The organism is Anaerovirgula multivorans, from assembly GCF_900188145.1.
Classification (GTDB): domain Bacteria; phylum Bacillota; class Clostridia; order Peptostreptococcales; family Natronincolaceae; genus Anaerovirgula; species Anaerovirgula multivorans.
In genome coordinates, this window is sequence record NZ_FZOJ01000019.1 from 24,627 (window position 1) to 48,608 (window position 23,982).

Below are 23,982 nucleotides of genomic sequence, written 5' to 3' on the forward strand. Positions count from 1 at the left end.
ACAAGGCAGACAAAGGGACAGGAGTTTGTCTGTTATGCCTTTTCAACCATAAACTTACTTACCCCTGTTACTCTCACAAGCTGTTATCTTTGTAAGACAAGTCCCTGTCCCCTTGTCTTCAAATTACCCTATTTTTTTGAATATCTACCTTTTTCATTAAAAAATGTAATATCAGCATATCCTGCGAAAATCTTACCAAAGTGTTTAACACCTGATGGAATATAATACCTATCTCCTTTTACAAAAGTATTCTTTGCCCCATCAATAGTTAATTCAATTTTACCTTCAAGGACTATACCATATTGACTTTCATGTTCATGCTCTGGCAAATCAACATCTTTTTCAAATTCCATAAATATAATCTGGTGCTGATCTCCTTGGGATAAAAATGCAGTGATTCCATCTAGTGGGATATCAGCTTCTGGTAAATTTTTAATTACTTCTGGAAAAATCTTAGACATATTATACAGCTCCTTCAACAATGATTTATTTTGTCCTACAATATATAAGATGCAAAAAATAAGTCAAAGTTGTGTTTTTACACTAATTTTTATAAAAATTTTTCTATTGCTCTTAAAACCTCTTCATACCATTCTACGCTTGGTTTATGATCTGGCATTTTTGCGTAAAGATATCTCAATTTATTTCTTATTTCCAAATTATTAAAACCCATAGTCTCACTCTTCTGCCTTAAACTATTCCTTCTATTATTTGACACTCTTGTTTTTAATTTGTTTCTATGATCTGAAAATTCTGCCCAAGCCTTACAGTTACATGGATTCTCCACCAAAACTAAGCTACAATTTTCACTGAAGAATTTATCCAATTTCAACCTTGCTCTATAAAGCAAAGCTTTTACTGCAGACTCTGATAAACCCATAACCTTTGCTGATTCTTCAATTGTTAAGCCAAACATATCTACAAGTGAAAATACTATTCGTTGATTATTTGATAGCCTATGTACCATTGTTAGAAAACAACCATTCTGAATATCTTTTATCGTTTCATCTACAATAACTTCATCATCAAGGGTTGGTAATGAATTATCAATAGTTATTAAATCTCCATCTTTATGAAGTTGCTCAAGTTCATCATAGGACATCTCCTTTATATTATTCTGTTTTCTGATAATTATTAAATGTATATTAAAACAAATACTTCTTAACCAATATTTCATTGAGTCATGCTCTCGTAATTGGTTCAGTTTCTCATAGGCTTTAAGGAAAGTTTCTTGTGTTAAGTCCTCAGCATGTTCCTTATTGTTTGTTAATTTGTAGGCGAAAGCATATATATATTTATTGTAATCTTTAAATATTTTTCCAAAATCCATATAATAAATCCTCCTATCTCAATTTTTGAAATATATCTCTGGATTTCTCTTGAAATCTCAGCATTTGATTCTTTTATATTTAAATTTCTTTACTTATTATAAAATCAACTATCTTTATGAAGAATCAAACATCTTAGTTAGTACTTACATATGATAAATTCCTGTTTTACTCTTTTTTTCGTGCTTGCCTTGGCATATCCTACCACCTCAGCAACATTATGTCATGTTCATCCCCGTCAGACGAGTCCCTGTCCCCTTGTCTGCTCCAAAAACAGCCGAGGCTTTTGCCTCGACCTAGTTAGATTACTGCTATATTGTTTAAAGCAATCGTCTTGCTCCCAAGTATCGTTCGCTCCAATACTCGTGATATCTTAAGTTTCTTTCTTTTACCCCTGTACTTGTAAGTATAATAAATGAACCTTCCCCTGCATTTATACCTGCCATAGATGGTATATCTTCGGATAGATTGCTTCTAAAAAACATAAGATCTCCTTCTTTAAGTGCTTCAGACAAAATTGTTTCACCTAAATTCCATTGCTCATAGGCGTTAGAGGGTAATTGTAAATGAATATCTGTTGCTTCATAGAATACCTTTTGTACAAATTGTGCCGTTGTGTAGTCTTCAAATAAAGCATCTATATATTCTTTTGCCTTAATGACAGCAGAATGGTTATTTTCGATTTTTTCATATCGTCTTGCACCAACATATCGTGTACTCCAGTAGCTATCTGATATATTAAGATGACGAATTACTACACCTTCAGACTCTGTTACAATAATAAACTGCTCATTTCCAATATATAATCCTGGTAATAGCACCATGTTGGAGCCTTCGAAGAATAGGGCATCTCCAATCATTAAATCGTCCCTTTCTATTTCATTTCCTAAAGCCCATTGTTGAGATGAATATCTTGGTAAATCAATATCTAAACCTGCCTTCATAACGTATTGTAAAAACCCAGAGTGATCAAAGCCTTCTTTTGTATTTCCTCCTGCTAAGTAAGGTATACCTAGAGTTTTATAGGCTTCTTCAACAATTTTAGAATCTAGCCTCAAACTAAGGGAGTCAAAGCGTTTTACTCCTGTATAATGATTCATCCAATATTGTCCTAAATAACTGATTGTAGTCATACCTTCGTCACCAGAAGCATGAATCATATAATTATTTCCAAGGTAAATTGCCGCATGCGATATCCCTTCCTGCCATGTTCCTGAAAAATAAATTACATCTCCAGGGCGCTTGTTTTCATAATCGATAGTTTCGCCTACTTCATATTGATTATAAGTTATGCGAGGCAAATAAATCTTTTTAGTATCTCTAAAGGCTGTCTGAATTAAATAAGAACAGTCAAAACCATCAATGGTATTACCGCCTAACAAATAAGGAGTTTCTAGATATTTCATTGCTTCTCGAATCACTAAATTATCATGTTCCCTATAGTTTTCAGGCTGAAGATAATATATATCTGACTCTGTAAATCGTTTTGCCCCTTCATATATGGATGACCAATACTCACTCTCAATATCCCTTTCCACAACTCCATCTGTTACCGTCTGAACTATAAATATACCATTTCCTTTATAAATACCAGGTATAAGGCTGCTTCCTTGGAAAAACACTAAGTCTCCTGCTTGAAGTTCTTCTTTAGAAATAGATTCACCTACTTCATAGATTCTATCGGAAAAGACAGATAATTGTATGTCAAAGGTGTCTTTAAAAACATAACGTACAAAATTGGTCGTGTTAAAGCCCTCGGCTGGTGATTTTCCATCTGGATTATAGGGTGTTCCAAGCAAGTCCATAGCTTTTTGTACAATTGGATTGCTTACAAGGGAGTCCTCAATAATTGTTTTAGTAAACCGCCTTGCTCCTAGAAATCTAGCTTTCCAATAATCACTTGTCTCTAGATCTATTACAGTAACCCCGTTAGTTGTGACAATAACAAAAATATCATTGTCTATGTAAATTCCTGGTAGTCGTACACTGCTACCTTGAAAGAATAGTACATCACCAGATTCAATATCAATCGCATCTACTTCCATACCTACTTGCCATTGTTCGTTCGATGTTTTTGGAAAATCTAGTTTTTTTACTTCACGAAAAACGTATTGTACAAAGCCTGAATGATCAAAACCATTTGGATCATTACCTCCAAGTTCATAAGGAGATTCTACTAATTCGAGGGCTTTTACGGCTACAGGATTTAATTCATTAGCTATATTTGTGTAGCGCCTTACCCCATTATACCGATCCCTCCAATAGGAATGTTCTACTATATTCCGTTCTACTACACCTTCATCAGTTGCTACAACGATAATGACATTATCTCCTTTGTATATTGCTGGTATTAGGTTGCTGCTTCCTTCAAAGAAAAGAACATCTCCAGGCTGTATTTCACTACGTTCTATAGGTTCACCTAGTTTCCATAACTGTGAAGGCGATCCAGGGAGGACTATATTTTCTTTCTCTCTAAAAACATACTGAATAAACCCAGTGCTATTAAATCCTTCTTCTGGTGTATTCCCGCCCTGTTTAAAAGGTTTGCCTATTAAACTTTCTGCAAATAAAACTGTTTGAATTTCTGTCTCATTATTATAACCATAGGATGAGATTTTAACAGTTAACAGAATCAATAGGACTAACCCTATGACATTTAGTTTTTTAAATTGGTTCATTTTAAAATCCTCCTCTTCTTTACTAATTAATTATGATAGCTATCGACACCACAAGTACTAATATTAGTCTGTAGCGATTTATCCATGGTGACCATTTCAACATTTCTGTGCTTTCCACGAGGGATCGTTTAGTAATTTTAACAGACTTTGTATACTAAAAACAACGATTGAGAAAAATTCAGGGGGGCATTATCGCTGAAAATTTAGATATCGCTGTTATATATACTCCTGTTTACTTCTTTGACAAATGTACGCAAATTTCTACATGAGGCGTATGAGGAAACATATCCATACACTTCACTTTCCCTACCTTATAGCCACTAGCTTCTAATTCAGTAAGATCCCGTACCATTGTTTTAGGATTACACGACACATAAATGATTTTATCTGCATTAAAGCTTATGATATCCTTTAACGCTTGTGGATGAATTCCAGCCCTCGGAGGATCGATGATGATGATATCTGGTTTCTCCGTTAGCTTTCTTACTTCCTCTTTTACGTCTCCAACAATGAATGTGCAGTTATGTAATTGATTAAGGGTTGCATTTTCTCTAGCAGCTTTAACAGCATCCTCAACAATTTCAATTCCTATGACCTTTTCAGCATTTGGAGCCACGATTTGTCCTATGGTGCCTGTACCACAATACAAATCAAAAACAATCTGATTTTGTGCATTCCCCACAAAATCTCTTACAATAGAATACAGTTTTTCGGCACCTTGAGAGTTTGTTTGAAAAAAAGAGAAGGCAGATATTTTGAATTGTAAGCCCAATAGTCTTTCTATGATATAATCTCGACCAAATAAAATATGAGTCTCATCGCTTTGAACAACATCTGCTAAATTGTCATTGAATGTATGTAAAAAACCAACTATATTCCCCTGCAAATCCAATTTTAATAAGTCTTCAGTCAAATCCTTTAGGTCTACTTTGCTTTGAGTAGTTGTTACTAAGTTTATCATAATTTCCTCTGTAAACCTAGCTTTCCTTATAACTAGATGTCTCAAATATCCTTCATGTCTTCTGGAGTTGTAGTAAGACACATTCTTTTTGCTGAAGTACTCTAAAATGTGGGAAAGCAATTTCCTAAAATCCTCATCCATAATACGACAGGCATCCACTGTCACAATATCATAATGTCTGCCACGTTTATGCATTCCTAGGGTTAAAGGGCCTCCCTTTTCTTCATCGCCAAAGGAGAATTCCATTTTATTTCTATAATCAAAGGCTTCAGGGCTACCCTCTATTTCTAACCATTGATAATCTTTTATATTTACTTCATCGAAAAGTCTTTTCACTTGATTTTCTTTCAACTCCAGCTGCTTTTCATAAGCTATTGCCTGTTGAAAGCATCCACCACATTTCCCAAAATGCTGACAGGTTTCTTGATTTTCTAGTGGTGAGTCTTCTAGTATCTCAAGTATTTGTGCCTCTGCTTCTTTGTTTTTTATTTTTTTTACATAGGCCTTCACTACTTGTCCTGGTATACCATGTTTTACAGTTACCTTGTAATTTCCTACATGCCCATAGCCTTTCCCACCAAACTCACTGTCTTTTATTTTAAACTCTACAATTTCTTTTCTTTTCAATTTTGCCACTTTTTTCACTCCTATTATCAAAATGCTTTTAAACTATATTTACTAAGAGCGGAGTCATCCACGCTTAGCATCATATTCCCTTATAGAGACATTTTTTCATAGCTAGTAATTCTAGTTCTTATTAGTTTGTATCAAAAACCAAAAAATATAGTGACCTTGCCACAATGATTGGCCACTATATTATATCCTAAATAAACTTTTTAATCAAAACCTTTCTATTTTCTTGCCTTTAAGATATAAGCAGGAGCTAAAAATTCTTTTGTTTGTTCGAATTCCTTTACTAATGCCTCTGTCAATTCTACAAATCCATCTTTAAGGTGCTTATTTTCTAAATCGTTAGATGCTTTTATCAGAGTTTGTTTTCTCTTATCTAGAAATTTTGTAGCCATCTCTGCATTGATTTTTTCATCAAATTCTCTCCAATGAACGTCTTTGAACTCCACTATTTTTAGGGCTTCTTCCAAATCATTGGGATGAATTTCATTGAAAGAAGGCATTGCCTTTAAGATACTGATACTCTTAATAATTCTCAGTCTTTTTGACCAATAGGTATAATCCCCACTGTCAACAGCCCAAATTGGTATTTCTTCTGTTATCAATAATTGTCCATCTGTTTTAAGCACCCTATAAAATTCTTTTAGTGCTTTCATTACTCTTAAAGGAAATTGCTCTACAGAGGAAAGCGTATAATTACAAACAATTATATCTATAGAACTAGAAGCAATAAAATGCAAGTCGCTTAAATCCCCTTTTCTTAAGGTTAATTTACTAAAACTATCTTTAATGTCTCCTTCAATCTCATTAAAATGACTATCGTCAATATCAACGGAAATTAATTCTGTTCTCCAATTGTTTTCAACTACTTTATTGGCAATGAGCCTTGTAGTATTACCCCAACTGGTTCCCCCCTCCAAAACCTTCTTGCCGTGGAGATCAATTCCCTCCCAAAGAAATTTGTCAGCAGTGATAATCTTATACATAATATCCCTCCTTTGGTTTCTTCAATTAATACTTTTCATTGATGTAATTTTCTATTAAAGATTTTTTTATTCCTTCCTTAAATACGCCCTCTTCTTTTAATCGATCTAAAAGCCATTCGCTTCTAGAGTGTAAAATAACCTGTTCATGATCTTTAAAAATAATTTCAAATAGGTTTTCTCTTAAGTTAGAGGATGTTACCTTTATGTAGTAGGCTTCAACATCATAAAAATCTAATAGTTCAATAGCCCTTAAAGTGGATTGATCTTTCTTGTGATAGTAGTAGTTTACTTTGTCTAAGTATTCCTTATAAATGTCTGGATGCTTATCATACTTTTTGATTTCCTTCGATTTTAAGTAACAATATTTTGCCATCATATTATAAAATTGATAATTATATATGGCCTTATTAAAGTTATCAACTCGCTTAAATGGCTTTATGTTCATTCGTTGAATATAAGCGTAGCTTTCCTCAATATATTCTTTTTTACTAATATCACCCTTTTTAAATTGTTGTATTAAGCTTTGTCTTTGTTGAAAAAACTTATCAAATATGTTTTCGCCTGGAGTATATTTCATTTTAACACCCTCTATTATGTCTTATTCATCCTTGTTTGAGAAAACCCTATTGGTTATAACAAAGTCTTCCTTTGTAAGATTTATAGGATGACTTATTACAACTACATTGGATTGATAATTTTCTATCGATTATAAAGAAAGACTCCCTTCGAGGAGCCTTTATCTTTTCTTCAATTTAATTCTCTTACTTACCATAGAATATGATAAAAATAGCACCATCATTCCTATAAAATGAGTGTTTATTTCGTAGTTAATGGAGTATAAAGTAATTAATGCCAAGATACCTCCACACATGGTAATAGGTATTCCCATATAAACGCCTTCAAATTCCATAATATTATAGCGTGCCAATCGGTATGCTCCTGATACTGCGAAAATTACCATGATACCAATTCCTATAACACCAAAATCTACTAAAAGAAAACTCCAAATTAAAACAGCAGGTGCAACCCCAAAAGATATTAAATCACATAATGAGTCCAGTTCTTTCCCTAATTCACTCTCAACGTCTAATTTTCTTGCCAATTGTCCATCGAATCTGTCCATGAAGGCAGCTAGTAATATTAAAACTGCTGAAATGGTATAGGATTCGTTTATTATGCTAACTATTGCTAAGATTCCTAGAGTTAAGTTCAAAAAAGTAAACATATTTGGAATATGCGCTTTTACCTTCACTTTTTCTCACCTCAATTCTTATTAATTTTATAGCAAAAATAATATGAATATGTTTAAATTATATCAACTTCTATTATACTATTTTACTTCATTTTCTTTAAAATTCATAGTCTTATTTGGAAAAAAACATATAATTTAAAAGCAAGTGCACTTTATCAGTATAAGTGATATTACTTATTATGTCTATTATTTTTATCCTACACCCATTATTTCTTCATTATAATATATTGTATGAATATTACTTAAATTTTCTGAAAGATTTAAGTATTAATTGTTGAGTATTCCCCTCGAACGACAAGTTGATGAGATTATCTTTTTAAGATAAGCTACGCTTAACCTAGCGACCCTTCTTTACATGAAATTTTCTCCTGCTTCTTTTCAATCCTTGAGAATGTTGTTGACGCGCACCACATTATCACTAATCCAGTCATACTAACACTAAAGAAAGGGACTAATCCTGGAATGAAATAAAAGAGATGATACAGTAACGCCAAACTCAGCACCAATGTAATCATTGCCAAAGGATTAATGATTCCAATGACAGAAGCTACTTTAATATATTGGAAAAGTTTAAGATCATAATGCACATAAACGGGAAAAATAAAAAATAGAGTAATCAAATAAATAAACACCGTACAAAATAATCCAGCCAATAAAACAGTATGCATAGTTCCATCTACAGTTCCTAAAAATATATGATTAAAATAAATAATATACCCTACAACAGCAAAAATAAGGCCCAATACATTTACTTTTATAAATTCTTTTTTGTAGGTACTTATAAACGTTGGAAAAATAGGAATATTTGGTTCTTTCATCACCCATTTACTTAAAACAGCAAACATTGCTACTGTTGCTGGTAATAGACCAAATACGACTAACCCTGCAAGTGTTGCAAACATCCATAGAAGATTCACATAAGCTAAGCGCCAAATCCACTCACATGTTTGATAGAGTTTATTAGATATCTTGCTTACTTGCATTTTTCAACACTCCTTTTCATCTTATTTGATGCTCTCCTTCTAACTATTTAATAAGCTATTCTAATAAAACATCTCAATTTTGTATGATAAATACCCAAAAATCCTCTTTTTTCTAAAACCAAGATGTTTAAGAGCTATCTCTCCTCAAAAAAACAAAAGATGGATGTCCCATAAGCACTGCCCTTGTTAATCCTGCTTTATGAGCTGACTTTTTGCTGCTTGGTCATCCACCTTTTAAATTTAATTTTTACGGAATTCTTTTAAACCTTCATTAAGTTTTTTTGTTTGTACATAAACATCTTTATATAAGCGGAAGATTTCTTGATATTTTTCAACATTCTTTAAAATCGGACTAAATGTTTTTGCTTCAGTAGTGAATACCTTGGCACATTGTTGAAGGCTTTTATACCACTGGCAACCATAGGCTGCAAGCATTGCCGCTCCAACTGCTGGTCCTTGTTCACTAGAAAGCTTGATAATCGTTGCATTAAAGACATCTGCTTGAATTTGAAGCCAAGTGTCATTTTTTGCCCCACCACCGATTGAAATAATCGTATCAATCTTTTTACCACTCTCTCTGAAAATTTCAATCGATTCATTCAATGAAAATGTAATTCCTTCGATCACCGCACGGGCAAAGTCAATCCTTTTATGGGATGCTTGCATTCCGATAAAGCTAGCTCGAATTGTGGCATCAGCATAAGGGGTTCTTTCTCCTACTAAATAAGGGGTAAAAAGCAATCCATTTGCCCCAACAGGAACATCCTCCAATCCCTCTAGAAGCTTTTCGAATGCTTCTTCCTTTGCAAAGGTATCTTTAAACCAACTCAAACTGTAGCCAGCCGCTAAAGTAACGCCCATGGTATAAAAAGCTTTTTCTTCGCCATGATTAAAATAATGAACTTTTCCACTAAAATCACGATCATTTCTTTCTTCATATGAAAGAACAACACCTGACGTTCCGATACTACATAATGTTTTCCCTTCTGAAAGAATGCCGGAACCAATTGCACCACAAGCATTATCTGCTCCACCAGCAAAGACTTTTGTTGTAGAGGCTAACCCAGTTAACTTTGCAAAGTGTTCAGTGATTGTTCCTACGCATTCATGGGATGCTACTAACGGTGGGCAAAGCTTTGAGTCTATCCCTAAAAGCTCACAAAGCTCTTTGCTCCATTTTTTCTCACCAACATTTAACATTAATGTCCCAGCAGCATCTGAATATTCGCTATCAATCTGCCCGGTCATTGCATATCGCAAATAATCCTTCGGCAGCATAAATACAGCAGCCTTTTCAAGAACCTCAGGTTCATACTTCTTAAGCCATAAAAGCTTCGGTAACGTAAACCCTTCTAAAGCAAGATTTTTTGTTATTTGCAAGAGTCGCTCTTCACCGACAACATCGTAAATTTGTTGACACTGCTCTGTTGTTCTAGTATCATTCCAAAGCATTGCGTTTCGCAACACACTATTTTCTTTATCTAATAGCACAAGACCATGCATTTGACCTGAAAAGCTAATTCCTTCGATATTAGCTTTATCTGCATCAAATTGATCCACTAATTCCTTCAAAGCCGCAGTTGTCTTTTCTACCCATTCCTTGGGATCTTGCTCACTATATCCAGATTTCTCTTGAATTAAAGGATATACCTTTGAGACCTTATGACATACCTTTCCTTCTTGATTCATCAATAATACTTTTACAGCACTTGTACCGAGGTCTACACCAATCACATATTTCATAAATGATTCCCCTTTTTATAAGACTTGTTCATTTTAACAATAAAATAGATTCTTTAACTTTTTAAAAATTACCTATTTGTATTAGGATTAAGCATTAACACTTATAGGCACGTGCTTTTAAGTTTCAATATACTAAGGGCTACATTTGCAGTCCTTGTCTACGTCTTTTAGACAAGGGCGAAACCGTAGACCGTGGATATTAAAATTTAAATCTAAAGACGTATCTCTATAAGTATGCTTCCAGTAAATATTTATTTATAATCCCTTTTAATTTTTCTTGTCTACCTGATTTATTTTCAATCTCACCAAGCTGCAATGCATATTTCTCTAGCTCATGAAAATTTGCCCTTCCTTCGACCACCTCAAGACCAATTCCTTCTTTAAAGCTATTATAACGTTCATCAACAAAGTTATCTAGCACTTTATCTTCTATTAAACGTTGAGCAACCTTAGTTCCGATTGCAAATGCATCCATACCTGCAATGTGTGCATGGAATAAATCTTCTGGATCAAATGAACCTCTTCTTACTTTTGCATCAAAATTAAGTCCACCTGTTCCAAACCCTTCATTTTTCAAGATCTCATACATTGCTAATGTAGTAGAATATAAATCAGTAGGGAACTCATCAGTATCCCAGCCTAATAACGTATCCCCTTGATTAGCATCTACTGAACCCAACATTCCGTTAATACGAGCTACATGCAACTCATGTTCAAAGGTATGACCGGCTAAAGTAGCATGATTTGCTTCAATATTGAATTTGAAGCAATCTGCTAAATCATAGGATTGTAAAAATGTCAAACCAGTTGCTACATCAAAGTCATATTGATGTTTAGTTGGCTCCTTTGGTTTTGGTTCAATTAAGAATTGAGCATCCGAACCAATTTCTTTTGCATAATCTTTAGCCATATGATAAAAACGTCCTAGGTTATCAAGCTCAAGCTTCATGTTTGTATTTAGAAGTGTCTCATAGCCTTCACGACCACCCCAAAATACATAGTTTTCTGCACCAAGCTCTTTACCAATTTCCAAGCCCTTTTTAACTTTTGCAGCTGCATATGCATATACATCAGCATTTGGCGAAGTAGCTGCACCATGCAACCATCGTGAATGAGAAAACATATTTGCTGTATTCCATAACAATTTTGTTTTACTTGTCTTCATATATTCTTTAATCATTGCAACAATTGCATCTAAATTCTCATAGGTTTCTTTAAGATTGTTTCCTTCTGGAGCAATATCCACATCGTGGAAGCAGAAAAAAGGAACATTTAATTTTTCAAACAATTCAAATGCTGCTTCAACTCTGGCTTTAGCTAAATCCATCCCAATATACTTATCCCAAGGACGAATCATTGTTCCTTCTCCAAAAGGATCTCCACCGTCTGCAACAAATGTGTGCCAGTATGCTATAGAGAAACGCATGAATTCTTCCATTCTTTTACCATCAATCATTTCTTCTGGATTATAATATTTAAAAGCAAAGGGATTTGTTGAATTAGGGCCCTCGAATGTTACTTTGTTAATGTTTTTAAAATAGCTCATTATAAACGCCTCCAATTTTGATAACTAATTTATAGATTTGTAAAACTTATTGCGTCCTGTGAAAGTGACTGCCACCAAATCAAAGATTTGGGCCATCTACTTTTTCCTCTTATTCTCTTTCTTCTTTATAAATGAAGTAATCAAAATCGGCATATTGATTTCCTCCTGAAGTATCCTGACACTGCATACCTACAAATGCCCCAGTAAAGAATCCGCCTCCTTGAATATAGTCATCTGAAAGCTTGTAGGAATAAAATATTACAGGAATTGTTGTCCAGTTGTTACCATCAAAAGAGTATGCATACCGATAAGTACTTGTATTCACTTCAACACGAAGATACACATAGTCAACATAGTCTGGTATAACAACCTCTTTTCCTATGAGAGGTTGATTAAATATAAAGTTATCACAGGTCATGAGTTCAAGGATTCTTCCTTTATCTTCATGCCATGTAATTTGAAGTGATGTCCAGTTCTGTGTATTATAATAATTTACTAACCCTGCCGATTGCTGAAAGGACTCTGGATTAAAGGCAACTTTTGTCTCCGCACTAAAGTTAAAATGCTGCCATCGCCTTGCTACAAAAGCTTGTGTGAATTTTGATGTAAGAGATTCCTTTCCATATAATCGCAAATGACCAGGATTATCTTTTAATGCAAGGATATTCTCACCTAATGGGATACGTAATGTTTGGAAATGAGGATTTAAAATTCCAGTATCAAAATCATCTTTCTCCTCATAATCCCTCCCCCATTTCACCTCTCCGATATTGGGTCCTTCAATTTTAAGAGATGGTTGATTACCGCCCACTACATAAGGCCAATCATTTCTCCATTCCATTCTTTGAATTGCAGTTTCTCTTCCAAGTGGACAGTATCCCCGATGATCCAATAAAGGCTGACCTTCCTTCGGCAATGGCCGTCCAGTTAAATGCACTAAGAACCATTCATCTGTATGGGTTTTTACAATAGAAGCATGCCCAGACTTTTGAAGCGGGTTGCGAGGGTAAGCCCATGAAGTCAACAAAGGATTTTCAGGATGTACTTCATATGGCCCCCACAGCTCTTTAGAACGAGCAATCGTAGCCGCATGATCATATTTTGTGCCACCTTCTGCTGTTAAAATGTAATAATACCCGTTCATTTTATATAAATGAGGCGCTTCTGTAAGCTTTAAATCAGTTCCTTTGAAAATGATATCTTTTTTTCCAATAAGTCTCTGTTTTTCAACGTTATACTCTTGAAGTACGATTCCATAAAAATTGTGATTACCAACACGGTGATCCCAGAACATGTTTACTAAGTATTTTCTTCCGTCTTCATCATGAAATAAGGATGGATCAAATCCGGAACTGTTTAAATAAATGGGATCAGACCATTCACCATCAATGGATTCACAGTTAACTAGATAATTATGACAATCTTTCCACTGGCCTTCTACAACCTTTACATCTGTATAAATCAACCAGTACTTCCCATCGCTATAGGAGAGTTGAGGTGCCCAGATCCCACCAGAATCAGGGTTACCCATCATATTTAATTGACTGATTCTATTTAAAGGTCTCGCAGCTAAATGCCAATTTTTCAAATCTTTTGAATGATAAATCCCAACTCCAGGGAACCATTCAAAAGTTGAAACTGCAATATAATAATCTTCTCCTACACGACAAATGCTTGGATCAGGATGAAACCCTGTTAAAATTGGATTTTGAATCGTTGCCATTTATATCCCCCTCTAGACACAGCATTCTTTTTGTTATAAGCTTTTTATCAAACTACTCATAATTTGATATTGTTTTATTGTTTATCCTTTTATCGCCCCAGATGTTATCCCTTCAACAATCCGATTGCTTAAGATTAAAAATGTCAATAAAATTGGTAAAATACTTATCATAAGAGTTGCTCCAATTGCTCCCCAGTCAGTCATATATTGTCCTATAAAATTCTGGATTCCAACAGTTAATGTTTTATATTTATCTGAACTAATAAATGTATTAACAAAAACAAATTCATTCCAATTATAGATCATGTTAATAATAGCAGTCGTTGCCATGACAGGTGCAGTCATTGGCAGGATGATTTGAAAAAACATGCGATGGATCGAACATCCATCCATAATAGCTGCTTCTTCGATCTCACGTGGCAAGGTATAATAAAATCCAAGTAATATCATAATCGTAATTGGGAGGTTAAAAGCAGTATACGTTAAGATGATTGATAAAGGATTATCCATTAGATTCACTTTTAAAAAGAAACTAAATAACGGAATTAATGTAGAGTGTACAGGAATCATTAATCCTACCATAAATAATCCTAGGGCAAGATTTCTATATTTCCATTGCATACGTGTAATGGCAAATGTCACAAAGCTTGCCAACAAAACTGTTATGACAACTGCAACTACTGTAATCCATACACTGTTTAAAAAGTAAACACCAATATTTCCCTCGGTCCAAACCTTTACATAATTTTCCCACTTAGGATTTGTTGGAAAAGATAGTGGAGCTGTGTTAAAAACTTCTTGGTTATTTTTTAATGAGAAAAATAACAACCAAACCAAAGGAAAAATTTGAATAACTGCCAGCAAAATCAATATTGTATAAAGAATTCCATAAGCTAAACGCTGCCATAATGGATGTTGAAAAACTTTTAGTATTGGTTTGTCAGTGGTTAACGTCGTATTTCGATTTTCTATTACTCTTTTCATTATTTCTCCTCCTTTTTAGTATTGTATTTCTTCCTTCGAAGCAGTCAGCTTTCGAATAAGCCAAGTAATAACCAAGCAAATTAATAACAAGAAGAAACCAATCGCACTTCCGTACCCGAAATCAAAAGAACGGAATGCTTGCTTGTACATATAGGATGCCATCACTTCACTGGCTCCGTTAGGACCTCCATTCGTCATTACATAAATTAGATCAAAGTATTTAAGTGAACCTACTACAGCTAAAACGATTGTTACTTTAATGACATTAGAAATTAACGGTATTTTAATTTTATAAGCAATTTGCCACGGCGTCGCTCCATCTATTCTAGCAGCTTCAATGAGTGATTCAGGTATATTCTTTAATGCTGCATAATAAATCAAAATATAAAAACCTGCATACTGCCATAAAATAGCGATAAATATCGCAAATAGAACTATATTTGGATCTGCTAACCATAATGGAATATCCTCGACTCCTAGAAAAGTAAGTAGGCTATTGATCACACCATTAGTAGGGTGATAGATTCTTAGCCAAAGCTGGGCAATGGCTACCGAAGAAAGCAGCATAGGAATTAAATAAATTTTTCTTAACACATTTGCTCCTTTAATTTTTCCTGCAAGAATTAACGCAACTAATAAATAGGCAGCTAAACTAATTACAGAAAATAAAGCAAGTAAAAATGAATGATATACACTTTGCCAAAACATAGAATCCGATAATAGTCTAGTGTAATTTGCTAAACCAACGAATTCCATCTCCCCTATTCCATCCCATTTCATTAAGCCGTAATAGCCTGTCATGACAATGGGACTGTACACTAAAGTCAAAATTATTAATAGTGCTGGAAGTACATACAATGCAATAACCTTTTTATCGGACATGACTTTATCCATTACATTTTGTCTCCCTTCTTATAGTGATCATGAAAAAACTCATATTTGCGCAATATTCTTTATATTATAGTGAAATCGAAGGAATAAATTCTGTAACCAGATGAAAAAACAAAAGCGCTACCTGCTACAAGCACCGGGAGGCCAGCAAGAAATGGTCTGTTCTTTTATAAGCTTACCTTTTAAGAAAGGACATATCGAAATTTCAAGATATGTCCTTTTCTTATCATTATTCATTCAACTACTAATTTCCTTCTGCTGCAAGGGCTTCTTCATGCTTTTTAGCATAATCTTCTGGCGAAACCTGCTTTCCAAAAAGCGATTGAATCATATTTAAATGTGTTTCTGCTACAGCAGCTCTCATTTGTACGTCTGCAAATAGAGTAATGTTACTTGCTTTCCCTAAATCGTTCAAAACATCAATATATAGTTGAGGTAATTCTAGCACTGACGTATCGACTGTTGTTGCTGGCGTCACGCCGGCTCTAGCAACAGCTTGATCACCCCATCTTTCAACAAAGAATTTTACGAATTGTTTTGCTTCTTCTTTCACTGGTGAATTTTCAGCAACAAACAACCCAACACCGGGTCCTCCTACCCAACTGTCAATATCTCCTTTACCACCGTCAACTGTTGGGAATTTAAAGTAGCCAACATTATCTCTAAATTCTTGTGGTATTTCGTCGTTCGTTGTAAAGTTAGGCAATTCCCAAGAACCCATTAAATACATTGCTGCTTGCTCATTAAGAAACTCAGACTTCCCTTCATCATTAGATAAACCATTGTATCCTCTAACAAAAGCATTCATATCAACTAAATTCTGAACCTCTTCAGCGGCCTTAACCAGACTCTCATCTTCAAAAGTACCTGTTCGATTTATTGCATTTGTTAGTACTTCTGGTCCGCCAAGTCGATCTGCAAGATACATATACCATAATGAGCCCGTCCACCGGTCTTTATTACCAAGTGCAATTGGCGCAACCTTATTGTCTACAAGTGTTTGTACTACATGCTTAAACGCTTCGAAATCTGTGGGAACTTCAAGATTATATTCAGCAAAGATTGCTTTATTATAATAAAGAGGTACTATGTTTAATTCAAGCGGAAATGCATACGTTTTCCCGTCAACCGCATAGGCTTCTGTTGTACCAGCAACAAATAATTCTTTTACTCCGCCGTGTAAAATATCATCCAGTGGGGTGAAGCGATTTCCTTTTACATAAGGCTCCATAAAACCAGCAGGCCATGTCATCCCTACATCAGGCAGTTCATTTGAAGCCGAAATAATTTGTAATTTATTTTTGTACTGTTCATTTTCTAAAACTTCCTGTACAATTCTTACATGTGGGTTTGCATCTTGATATTCTTCGATAATTTCATTAACAATCATATTTTGTTGCCTCGAACTTCCCGCTGGCCACAAATGCATGAAGTTAATCGTTACGATTTCAGCATCATCCGCTTGCTCATTTCCACTGCTAGCGGTGTTAGGACTAGAGCATCCAGTTACTACAAGTAAAAAGACCATAGTAAGTGCAAAGATTAGCGAATACTTTTTCCTTATCATTTGAAAAATCCCCCTCACTTTTAAGAAATATTTATTACAAGTATTAGTCTATCATCTCCTTCTAAAGGGAACAAGGTAACAGTGATTAGGGAAAATACCACTTTTATTGGATTTGATTATCACTATTTGATTTTCTAAATCGACTAGGTGTCATTTTCTCGAATTCTTTAAATAATTTAATAAAATATTTTGCAGTCTGATAGCCAACATCATGAGCAATTTCATCTACAGTTAAATTCGTTGACATCAACAGTTTTTTTGCGTTTTCTAATCTGCGTCTCGTCACATATTCACTAAATGTTAAGTTTGTCTGTTCTTTAAATAGGACACTTAAATAGCTAGAATTCAAATGTACATGATTAGCTACATCCCTTAAACTTAACTGGCCTTTAATATTTTCATCTACGAAACGAAGTGCTTCTTTTATAGGGGATTGCGTTCGATAATTTTCGCTTCTAACGTTTAATAACTTATCATCCACCAACTTCTCTATCATGCCCACTCTCTCTTGGTTTGCCTCTACTTCCATTGCTTTTTCCACAGATTCGATCAATTTACGCTTATTTATTGGTTTAAGTAAATAGTTGACTACACCTAAGCGAATGGCCTGTTGTGCATAATCAAATTCTGGAAACCCTGATAAAATGATGACAACCAATTTTTGCTCCTTCATATTTAACTTCTCTAGCATTTTTAGTCCAGAAATTTCGGGCATACAAATATCCGTGATTAAGAGATGAACCCTTTGTCGCTCTAGAACATGAATTGCTTCTTTTGCACTTTCTGCACATATAATCTCATACTTTCCTTCCGACCATATTCCAAGTGTTTTCTTCAAACCTTGTCTCGTCTTTGGTTCATCATCAACAATCAAAATCGTTTTAGAATGCATCATAAAATTCCTCCTTTATAAGGGATTTCAAAAGTTACACAGGTTCCTTTGTTTACTTCACTTTCTATGGAAAGTCCACGCTCTCTATCATTCTTATAATAAAGCTGTAACCTTTTATGAACATTGGCCATCGCCATCCCTTTCCCTTTAACAGATGACACGATTCCAAATTTTAGTGACTGGATGATTGAATAAAGCGTATTTTCCTCTATCCCGGGGCCATCATCTATTACTTTAATCACCAGCTTAGAAGAAGATTTTACTTCTTCAACAATGACCGATATAGTTCCTTGCCCATTCTTATTTCCTACACCATGTAGTACTGCATTCTCCACAAGTGGTTGTATCAATAATTTTGGAATTTTTACTTCACAATCAGGTGGTGACGAAACATACCATGTTAATCGATCTCCAAATCTCATTTTCATAACATGTAGGTATCGTTCCACATGCTCGAGTTCCTCTTTTACTAATACCCATTCATCCTCTACTTTAGGATTACTTATTGTATAACGAAACAAGTCAGACATAGCAACAACAATCTCTGCCAGTTCTTCTTCTCCTTTTTCCTCTAAAGACCAGTACAATGCTTCTAATGTGTTAAATAAAAAATGTGGGTTGATTTGTGCTTGTAATGCTTTTAACTCCGCTTGACTAAGACACAGTTCCTTCTCATACACTACTCCGATTAAATGATTTGTATTTTCAACCAACTGATTGTAGGTTTTGTTTAATTCTACAATTTCAACAGTAGATGCACTCTCTGAAATTGGTTTTAATCCTCCTAGTTTAGCAACCTTCATCGTTTTAATTAAATTTAAAATGGGTCGAGTAATCATTATTGAAAGAATAAAAGAAAAAAAGAAAAAAATCGCAAAACCAGCAATTCCCGAAAATATAATAGCAGCACGAAGAACAGAAAGGCCATTCATTAAAGTGCTAACTGGAGTTAAAATCACAGCCGTCCATCCCGTTAAACCCGATTTCTCTTTCGCCACAATATAATCTTCTTCATTTATTTCTACAACTTTTTGATTTTGGGTGACAATTTCTTCAATATCTCCATAGTAATTGGAAAAAACGGGAGAATTTCTTTGATCAACAATAATCATGTATTCATTATCTTTAGTTGTTTTAGATTCATCTTTTAAACGGAAATAATCTGCATCTATGCGAGTTAGTAAATAGCCTCCATTAGAAAACCAGCGATCTATTAAACTTACTTGCCGAATACCCAAATATAGACTTGGGTCCTTTGGATCTTCTCCAATCCATACTAACTTTCCTTTTGCATCCTTTGCTTGTTTTATCCACTTTTCATCAACTCGACTAGGTAAAACCATGCCATTTAACGGGAAAATCCTTGTGTGATCTTTTAAATAAAGTTCAAAAGAATGAATGCCATCTGAATAAGCTTGATAACTATTTACCACTTGCATAAGGGATTGCCGCTGATCAAAACCTACAGGTCTACCCTCAACTTCGTCTAGTAGTAATTGTTGCACATAAGAATCTGTTATTACTTGTTTCGAAATCATATCGATTTGCCGATAAAGCGTGTCTAACCTTTCACTGACTTGTACCGTTGTCCCTTGTATTTGTACTTCAGCATTATCTTTTAACAAATTTGACACAATATTAAAGGTGCTGATACTAACAAAAAATAATACCAAAACCATAACGATCAAAAAAACCACTAATATCTGATTACGTAATGTATTGAATTTATTTAACCTAGAAATCAAAATAAATCAACCTTTCATAAATGAAGTTATTACTAAATAAAATTAGATAGCTGAATATCTCTTTATTTAAGAAAACGTTTTCAATAATAAGATAATAAATTTGCTGATGCCTACAAAAATGGTGAAAGTGATTATTAAAGTAGATAAGAAGCCAATTGATGTAGCAAGTCTCTGCAGCTATTAGAAAATGAATAAAGTACTATGTTTCCCTTGAGAAAGGAAATCTTAGGCCAACAGAATATAGAACAAATAAGATTAGAAAAAGAAAATGAAAAGCTTAAATAAAAAATTAGTATACTTAAAAATGTTATTGCATCTTTAGCAGAAACACCAAACAAAATGAGACTTTATTTAGAAGGAAGTTTTTTCCCACTGGATTGTAGCCGAATTTATTTCGAGGGTATAGTGCTTGACCTTTTACTTAGATAAGCAGAAGTCTTAGCAATACCCTGAAGAATAAAGTATTTATTTAAAAACACAGTTCTGAGTTTTGTGTTAAAAACAGATATTTACTATTTACATAATCCTTCGTAGGTATATTTAAAACAATTATAACTTTTGCCCTAAAAACTGGTCAACCTTTTTTAATATTTTATTTTTCATCTTCTATAATTACCATTAAATCAACGCTCATATAGGGCCTTTTTCCACTTTATTGATTAACTACTTGAATATGAATATTAACTTAATGATTTCATAAATTTAAGTATTATATGAAAATATTTACTATCATAGAGCTAGCAACATTGACGATAATAAAAGTATTATGGTACAATTTAGTATGCTACGATGTAAATATTCCCTTTGTGGAAGTCTTAGTGATATACCGACGGGGAAATTTGTTGAGGTTATTGAGTATTTATATTTTTACATAAAAAAACTTATTAGGAGGAATACAATATGCCATTAGTAACCAGCAAAGAACTTTTTTCTAGAGCCTATGATGGGAATTTTGCCATTGGTGCCTTCAACGTAAACAACATGGAGATCATTCAAGGTATTGTTGATGCCGCTAAGGAAGAAAAAGCACCTCTCATTCTACAGGTTTCCGCAGGAGCTAGAAAATACGCTAATCCAACTTATTTGAAAAAATTGGTTGAGGCCGCTGTAGAGGATTCAGGTTTGCCTATCGTTTTACATTTAGATCATGGCGAAAGCTATGATATCTGCAAACAATGTATTGATGATGGCTTTACTTCAGTTATGATTGACGCTTCTCATCATCCCTTTGAAGAAAACATAGCCATCACTAAAAAAGTTGTTGAGTATGCCCATAGTAAGGGGGTTGTAGTAGAAGCAGAATTAGGTAGATTAGCAGGCATTGAAGATGACGTAAATGTAAGTGAAAAGGATGCTGCCTACACAAATCCTGAGCAAGCAGCTGAGTTTGTAAAGAAAACTGGCGTAGATTCCTTAGCTATTGCCATTGGTACCAGCCATGGTGCTTATAAGTTTAAGGGAGAGCCTCAATTAGATTTTGAAAGACTCCAGAAAATTGCAAAGCTTATGCCTGGTTATCCACTAGTTCTACATGGTGCTTCTACTGTATTACCAGAGTTTGTAGAGCTTTGTAATAAATTTGGTGGAGATATACCAGGAGCCCAAGGAGTACCTGAAGAAATGCTTAGAAAAGCCGCCTCATTAGGGGTATGTAAAATAAATATTGATACTGATCTTCGTTTAGCCTTAACTGCTGCTATTAGAAAGAGTCTTTCAGAAAATCCTGGTAACTTTGACCCAAGAAAATATTTAGGTGAAGGAAGAACTGCCATAAAAGAGATGGTACGTCATAAAATTGTAAATGTATTAGGATGTAACAATTTCCTTTAGAAAAAAAGCGACTATTAGTCGCTTTTTTGTAACCAAGTAGGAAATTATAAATTTTTCTATAGTAATTTCATTAGCTGAAAATCTAAGAAATCACAGGAAACTAAATGATAAGTTATACCATGGTGCTCTCCTTGTAATCCCCCATTATAGGCGTCTTCTCCATGGAGGTGCCCATAAACCACCATCTCAACATCATAATTCTTTAAAACTTCTGTAAACAAAGAATCTTCCAGCATATCATTTGTTGGAGGATAATGTAGCATTACAATAATTTTGTTAAACTTTGATTTCCCAGCTTGATCTAAAGATATTTTTAATCGCTGAACTTCTCTATAATATATCTTTTTATCCTGTTGGGTAAATTTTTTATTATTTGGGCAAATCCAACCTCTAGTACCGCATATTGCATAATCCTCATAGGTGAAAAAGTTGTTTTGTAAAAAATCCATATTAGAGAAGGCACTATTTAGCTTTGAAATCGAACTCCACCAATAGTCATGATTACCCTTCAATAGTATTTTATGCCCCGGCAGTTTTTCAATCCATTCCAAATCAGAGCTTGCCTCTTGAATATTCATTCCCCATGAAATATCCCCTGGAATCAGAACAGTATCATTTTCGCCTACTTTATTGTACCAATCTTCTTGAATTTTTTCATCATGTTTTATCCAATGACAACCAAATATATCCATGGGCTTATTAACATTGTTACTTAAATGCAAATCTCCAATTGCGTATAAAGCCATTTTATCACCTATCTTTTAAGATGCTTACAAGTATTAATCATATACTTCATGCTTTTCTATTAATTTATCTATTTCTCTATCTAGGAGCTTTAGTTCTAGCATTTCCCCTTTTTCCCATAGTCTATAAAATCTTTCCTGAAACTCATTAGCCTCCCTGGTTCTTCCAGATATGTACAAGGACTGAATGCTTTGTAGTATACTGGACACAGTATTAGATCGGACCTCAAAGAATTTTTGAGCTTGCCTAATTTCATGTCTGATTTCTGACATCTCTTGATCCAATTTAAAGGCAGCATCAGCAGCTTTTTTCAATCGTTCATTAATATGTGGTGGGATTTGCTGTTTATATTTATATTTTAAAGAGTGTTCGATGATCGCCCAAAAATTCATGGCTAATGTTCTAATTTGTATTTCTGCTAATATATTTTTAGGTCCTAACGCCGTATGTATCGGGTATTTAATCACAACATGATAACTTCTATAACCACTATCTTTATAATTATTTATGTAGTCCTTTTCCAATACAACCTCAAGATCTTCACCATCTCTATCTCTAATATAATCTACTACAGTATAGATGTCCTCCACAAATTGGCACATAATTCTTATACCTGCTATATCTTCTATCTTATCAGGTATTTCTTCATGACTCACATCTAGCTTTCTTGCTTTCTCTATAATACTAGAGACTTTCTTAACTCTCCCAGTTACAAATTCAATAGGAGAGTACTCACCAATAGTTCGAAGTTCATTTCGAATGCTTTTAAATTTTACTTTTAGTTCTTCAACTGCGTGTTCATAAGGAATCAAAATTTTTTTCCATTCCGTATTTTCCACATTCATCACCCCACTAACTTCTTGAAAAATCTATTGCTAAAATTGAAGTACAACTGCACCTTCTATATTATATCACTATTTTACCAATTTTTTAATTTATAATTATAAAATGAGACTTAATTTAGGGCGCGTCTTGTTCCCACTAAAAGGATAAATCTTCTAGATTCAGTAATAATGTAGTTTATCCTTTTAGCTAATCTTTATACTTTTTGCTTTGATTTTTTAGAAATACGCGGAATACTTTAGATGAATTTTTTTAAAAAATACTCTGTGATGTTAAAAACTTGGATAGTTTATACATTGCAATCTATATGATTATATTTATCATATAGGGGTAACATATCTAATAGATATGTTCTATCATTAACAGGTTTGTTATAGAAATGATCAATGATAAAAGGAGGATTATTTATGCCAGACAGAAAGATATCTATTGAATATTGTACAGGATGAGGCTACTTACCTAAAGCCTTGGATATGGCTGAAAAAATATTAAGTAAATATAAAAATGAGGTTACCGCACTAACACTAAGCCCCTCTTCCGGTGGAGTGTTTGAAGTAACCTCAAATAATCAATTGATTTTTTCAAAAAAACAAGAAGGTCGTTTTCCTGAATTTAATGAACTAGATGCAAAAATATAGAGGTTAGCCTCTATATTT

General features: G+C 34.0%; 20 protein-coding genes. 2 read left to right on the forward strand and 18 right to left on the reverse strand.

Annotated elements, in window-relative coordinates; all coding sequences use genetic code 11:
- Window positions 1-128: 128 nt before the first annotated feature.
- The 16 genes from CHB72_RS16635 to CHB72_RS16710 form a co-directional block, all read right to left on the reverse strand.
- Complete coding sequence (locus CHB72_RS16635) at window positions 129-461, reverse strand: cupin domain-containing protein (protein ID WP_089284000.1); 333 nt, start codon at window positions 459-461, stop codon at window positions 129-131.
- Window positions 462-550: 89 nt separating this feature from the next.
- A complete protein-coding gene (locus tag CHB72_RS16640) occupies window positions 551-1,330 on the reverse strand; it encodes an RNA polymerase sigma factor (protein WP_089284001.1) in 780 nt (259 codons plus the stop codon).
- A gap of 318 nt (window positions 1,331-1,648) precedes the next feature.
- Complete coding sequence (locus CHB72_RS16645) at window positions 1,649-4,006, reverse strand: NlpC/P60 family protein (protein ID WP_089284002.1); 2,358 nt, start codon at window positions 4,004-4,006, stop codon at window positions 1,649-1,651.
- 232 nt (window positions 4,007-4,238) lie between these two features.
- Window positions 4,239-5,603, reverse strand: coding sequence for a 23S rRNA (uracil(1939)-C(5))-methyltransferase RlmD (gene rlmD, locus CHB72_RS16650; protein WP_330397072.1), 1,365 nt, complete (start codon window positions 5,601-5,603; stop codon window positions 4,239-4,241).
- A 215-nt stretch (window positions 5,604-5,818) separates the two neighbouring features.
- Window positions 5,819-6,583: a class I SAM-dependent methyltransferase gene (locus CHB72_RS16655; protein WP_089284003.1), complete on the reverse strand. Its 765-nt coding sequence runs from the start codon at window positions 6,581-6,583 to the stop codon at window positions 5,819-5,821.
- 25 nt (window positions 6,584-6,608) lie between these two features.
- Entirely contained in the window at window positions 6,609-7,160 is a 552-nt protein-coding gene (locus CHB72_RS16660) for a DUF6648 family protein (RefSeq protein ID WP_089284004.1), read from the reverse strand.
- A 159-nt stretch (window positions 7,161-7,319) separates the two neighbouring features.
- Entirely contained in the window at window positions 7,320-7,835 is a 516-nt protein-coding gene (gene pssA / locus CHB72_RS16665; RefSeq protein ID WP_242975166.1) for a CDP-diacylglycerol--serine O-phosphatidyltransferase, read from the reverse strand.
- 332 nt (window positions 7,836-8,167) lie between these two features.
- Complete coding sequence (locus CHB72_RS16670; RefSeq protein WP_089284005.1) at window positions 8,168-8,818, reverse strand: YesL family protein; 651 nt, start codon at window positions 8,816-8,818, stop codon at window positions 8,168-8,170.
- Window positions 8,819-9,058: 240 nt separating this feature from the next.
- The gene (gene xylB / locus CHB72_RS16675; protein ID WP_089284006.1) at window positions 9,059-10,561 is read right to left on the reverse strand and encodes a xylulokinase; all 1,503 of its coding nucleotides are present in this window, start codon (window positions 10,559-10,561) and stop codon (window positions 9,059-9,061) included.
- Window positions 10,562-10,787: 226 nt separating this feature from the next.
- Window positions 10,788-12,107, reverse strand: coding sequence for a xylose isomerase (gene xylA, locus CHB72_RS16680; RefSeq protein ID WP_089284007.1), 1,320 nt, complete (start codon window positions 12,105-12,107; stop codon window positions 10,788-10,790).
- Between the two features lie 109 nt (window positions 12,108-12,216).
- Window positions 12,217-13,830 carry a glycoside hydrolase family 43 protein gene (locus CHB72_RS16685; RefSeq protein ID WP_089284008.1) on the reverse strand — a complete coding sequence of 538 codons (1,614 nt, stop codon included), beginning with the start codon at window positions 13,828-13,830 and terminating at the stop codon, window positions 12,217-12,219.
- Window positions 13,831-13,911: 81 nt separating this feature from the next.
- A complete protein-coding gene (locus tag CHB72_RS16690; RefSeq protein WP_089284009.1) occupies window positions 13,912-14,814 on the reverse strand; it encodes a carbohydrate ABC transporter permease in 903 nt (300 codons plus the stop codon).
- A gap of 15 nt (window positions 14,815-14,829) precedes the next feature.
- Window positions 14,830-15,708, reverse strand: coding sequence for a carbohydrate ABC transporter permease (locus CHB72_RS16695; protein ID WP_089284010.1), 879 nt, complete (start codon window positions 15,706-15,708; stop codon window positions 14,830-14,832).
- A 241-nt stretch (window positions 15,709-15,949) separates the two neighbouring features.
- Window positions 15,950-17,272: an extracellular solute-binding protein gene (locus CHB72_RS16700; protein WP_089284011.1), complete on the reverse strand. Its 1,323-nt coding sequence runs from the start codon at window positions 17,270-17,272 to the stop codon at window positions 15,950-15,952.
- Window positions 17,273-17,375: 103 nt separating this feature from the next.
- Window positions 17,376-18,167 (reverse strand): response regulator transcription factor, encoded by a 792-nt coding sequence (locus tag CHB72_RS16705; RefSeq protein WP_176431428.1) that lies wholly within the window; start codon window positions 18,165-18,167, stop codon window positions 17,376-17,378.
- A complete protein-coding gene (locus tag CHB72_RS16710; RefSeq protein WP_089284012.1) occupies window positions 18,164-19,909 on the reverse strand; it encodes a sensor histidine kinase in 1,746 nt (581 codons plus the stop codon). The genes CHB72_RS16705 and CHB72_RS16710 overlap by 4 nt, the downstream gene beginning before the upstream one ends.
- Window positions 19,910-20,809: 900 nt before the next feature.
- Between CHB72_RS16710 and fba the strand changes: the two genes are divergently transcribed.
- Entirely contained in the window at window positions 20,810-21,739 is a 930-nt protein-coding gene (fba, locus tag CHB72_RS16715) for a class II fructose-1,6-bisphosphate aldolase (protein WP_089284013.1), read from the forward strand.
- A 56-nt stretch (window positions 21,740-21,795) separates the two neighbouring features.
- Here fba and CHB72_RS16720 read toward each other — a convergent pair whose 3' ends face one another.
- A complete protein-coding gene (locus CHB72_RS16720; RefSeq protein ID WP_089284014.1) occupies window positions 21,796-22,485 on the reverse strand; it encodes a metallophosphoesterase in 690 nt (229 codons plus the stop codon).
- 33 nt (window positions 22,486-22,518) lie between these two features.
- Complete coding sequence (locus tag CHB72_RS16725) at window positions 22,519-23,322, reverse strand: GTP pyrophosphokinase (protein WP_089284015.1); 804 nt, start codon at window positions 23,320-23,322, stop codon at window positions 22,519-22,521.
- A gap of 411 nt (window positions 23,323-23,733) precedes the next feature.
- On the opposite strand from CHB72_RS16725, the gene CHB72_RS16730 reads away from it, so the two are divergent.
- Complete coding sequence (locus CHB72_RS16730) at window positions 23,734-23,964, forward strand: SelT/SelW/SelH family protein (protein ID WP_089284016.1); 231 nt, start codon at window positions 23,734-23,736, stop codon at window positions 23,962-23,964.
- The last annotated feature ends 18 nt before the right edge of the window (window positions 23,965-23,982 follow it).

What these genes read in the sequence shown, in the direction of transcription:
- CHB72_RS16635 (WP_089284000.1), bottom strand. Translation starts at nt 461, where the DNA reads ATGTCTAAGATTTTTCCAGAAGTAATTAAAAATTTACCAGAAGCTGAT.
- CHB72_RS16640 (WP_089284001.1), bottom strand. Translation starts at nt 1,330, where the DNA reads ATGGATTTTGGAAAAATATTTAAAGATTACAATAAATATATATATGCT.
- CHB72_RS16645 (WP_089284002.1), bottom strand. Translation starts at nt 4,006, where the DNA reads ATGAACCAATTTAAAAAACTAAATGTCATAGGGTTAGTCCTATTGATT.
- CHB72_RS16655 (WP_089284003.1), bottom strand. Translation starts at nt 6,583, where the DNA reads ATGTATAAGATTATCACTGCTGACAAATTTCTTTGGGAGGGAATTGAT.
- CHB72_RS16660 (WP_089284004.1), bottom strand. Translation starts at nt 7,160, where the DNA reads ATGAAATATACTCCAGGCGAAAACATATTTGATAAGTTTTTTCAACAA.
- CHB72_RS16670 (WP_089284005.1), bottom strand. Translation starts at nt 8,818, where the DNA reads ATGCAAGTAAGCAAGATATCTAATAAACTCTATCAAACATGTGAGTGG.
- xylB (WP_089284006.1), bottom strand. Translation starts at nt 10,561, where the DNA reads ATGAAATATGTGATTGGTGTAGACCTCGGTACAAGTGCTGTAAAAGTA.
- xylA (WP_089284007.1), bottom strand. Translation starts at nt 12,107, where the DNA reads ATGAGCTATTTTAAAAACATTAACAAAGTAACATTCGAGGGCCCTAAT.
- CHB72_RS16685 (WP_089284008.1), bottom strand. Translation starts at nt 13,830, where the DNA reads ATGGCAACGATTCAAAATCCAATTTTAACAGGGTTTCATCCTGATCCA.
- CHB72_RS16690 (WP_089284009.1), bottom strand. Translation starts at nt 14,814, where the DNA reads ATGAAAAGAGTAATAGAAAATCGAAATACGACGTTAACCACTGACAAA.
- CHB72_RS16695 (WP_089284010.1), bottom strand. Translation starts at nt 15,708, where the DNA reads ATGGATAAAGTCATGTCCGATAAAAAGGTTATTGCATTGTATGTACTT.
- CHB72_RS16700 (WP_089284011.1), bottom strand. Translation starts at nt 17,272, where the DNA reads ATGATAAGGAAAAAGTATTCGCTAATCTTTGCACTTACTATGGTCTTT.
- CHB72_RS16705 (WP_176431428.1), bottom strand. Translation starts at nt 18,167, where the DNA reads ATGATGCATTCTAAAACGATTTTGATTGTTGATGATGAACCAAAGACG.
- fba (WP_089284013.1), top strand. Translation starts at nt 20,810, where the DNA reads ATGCCATTAGTAACCAGCAAAGAACTTTTTTCTAGAGCCTATGATGGG.
- CHB72_RS16720 (WP_089284014.1), bottom strand. Translation starts at nt 22,485, where the DNA reads ATGGCTTTATACGCAATTGGAGATTTGCATTTAAGTAACAATGTTAAT.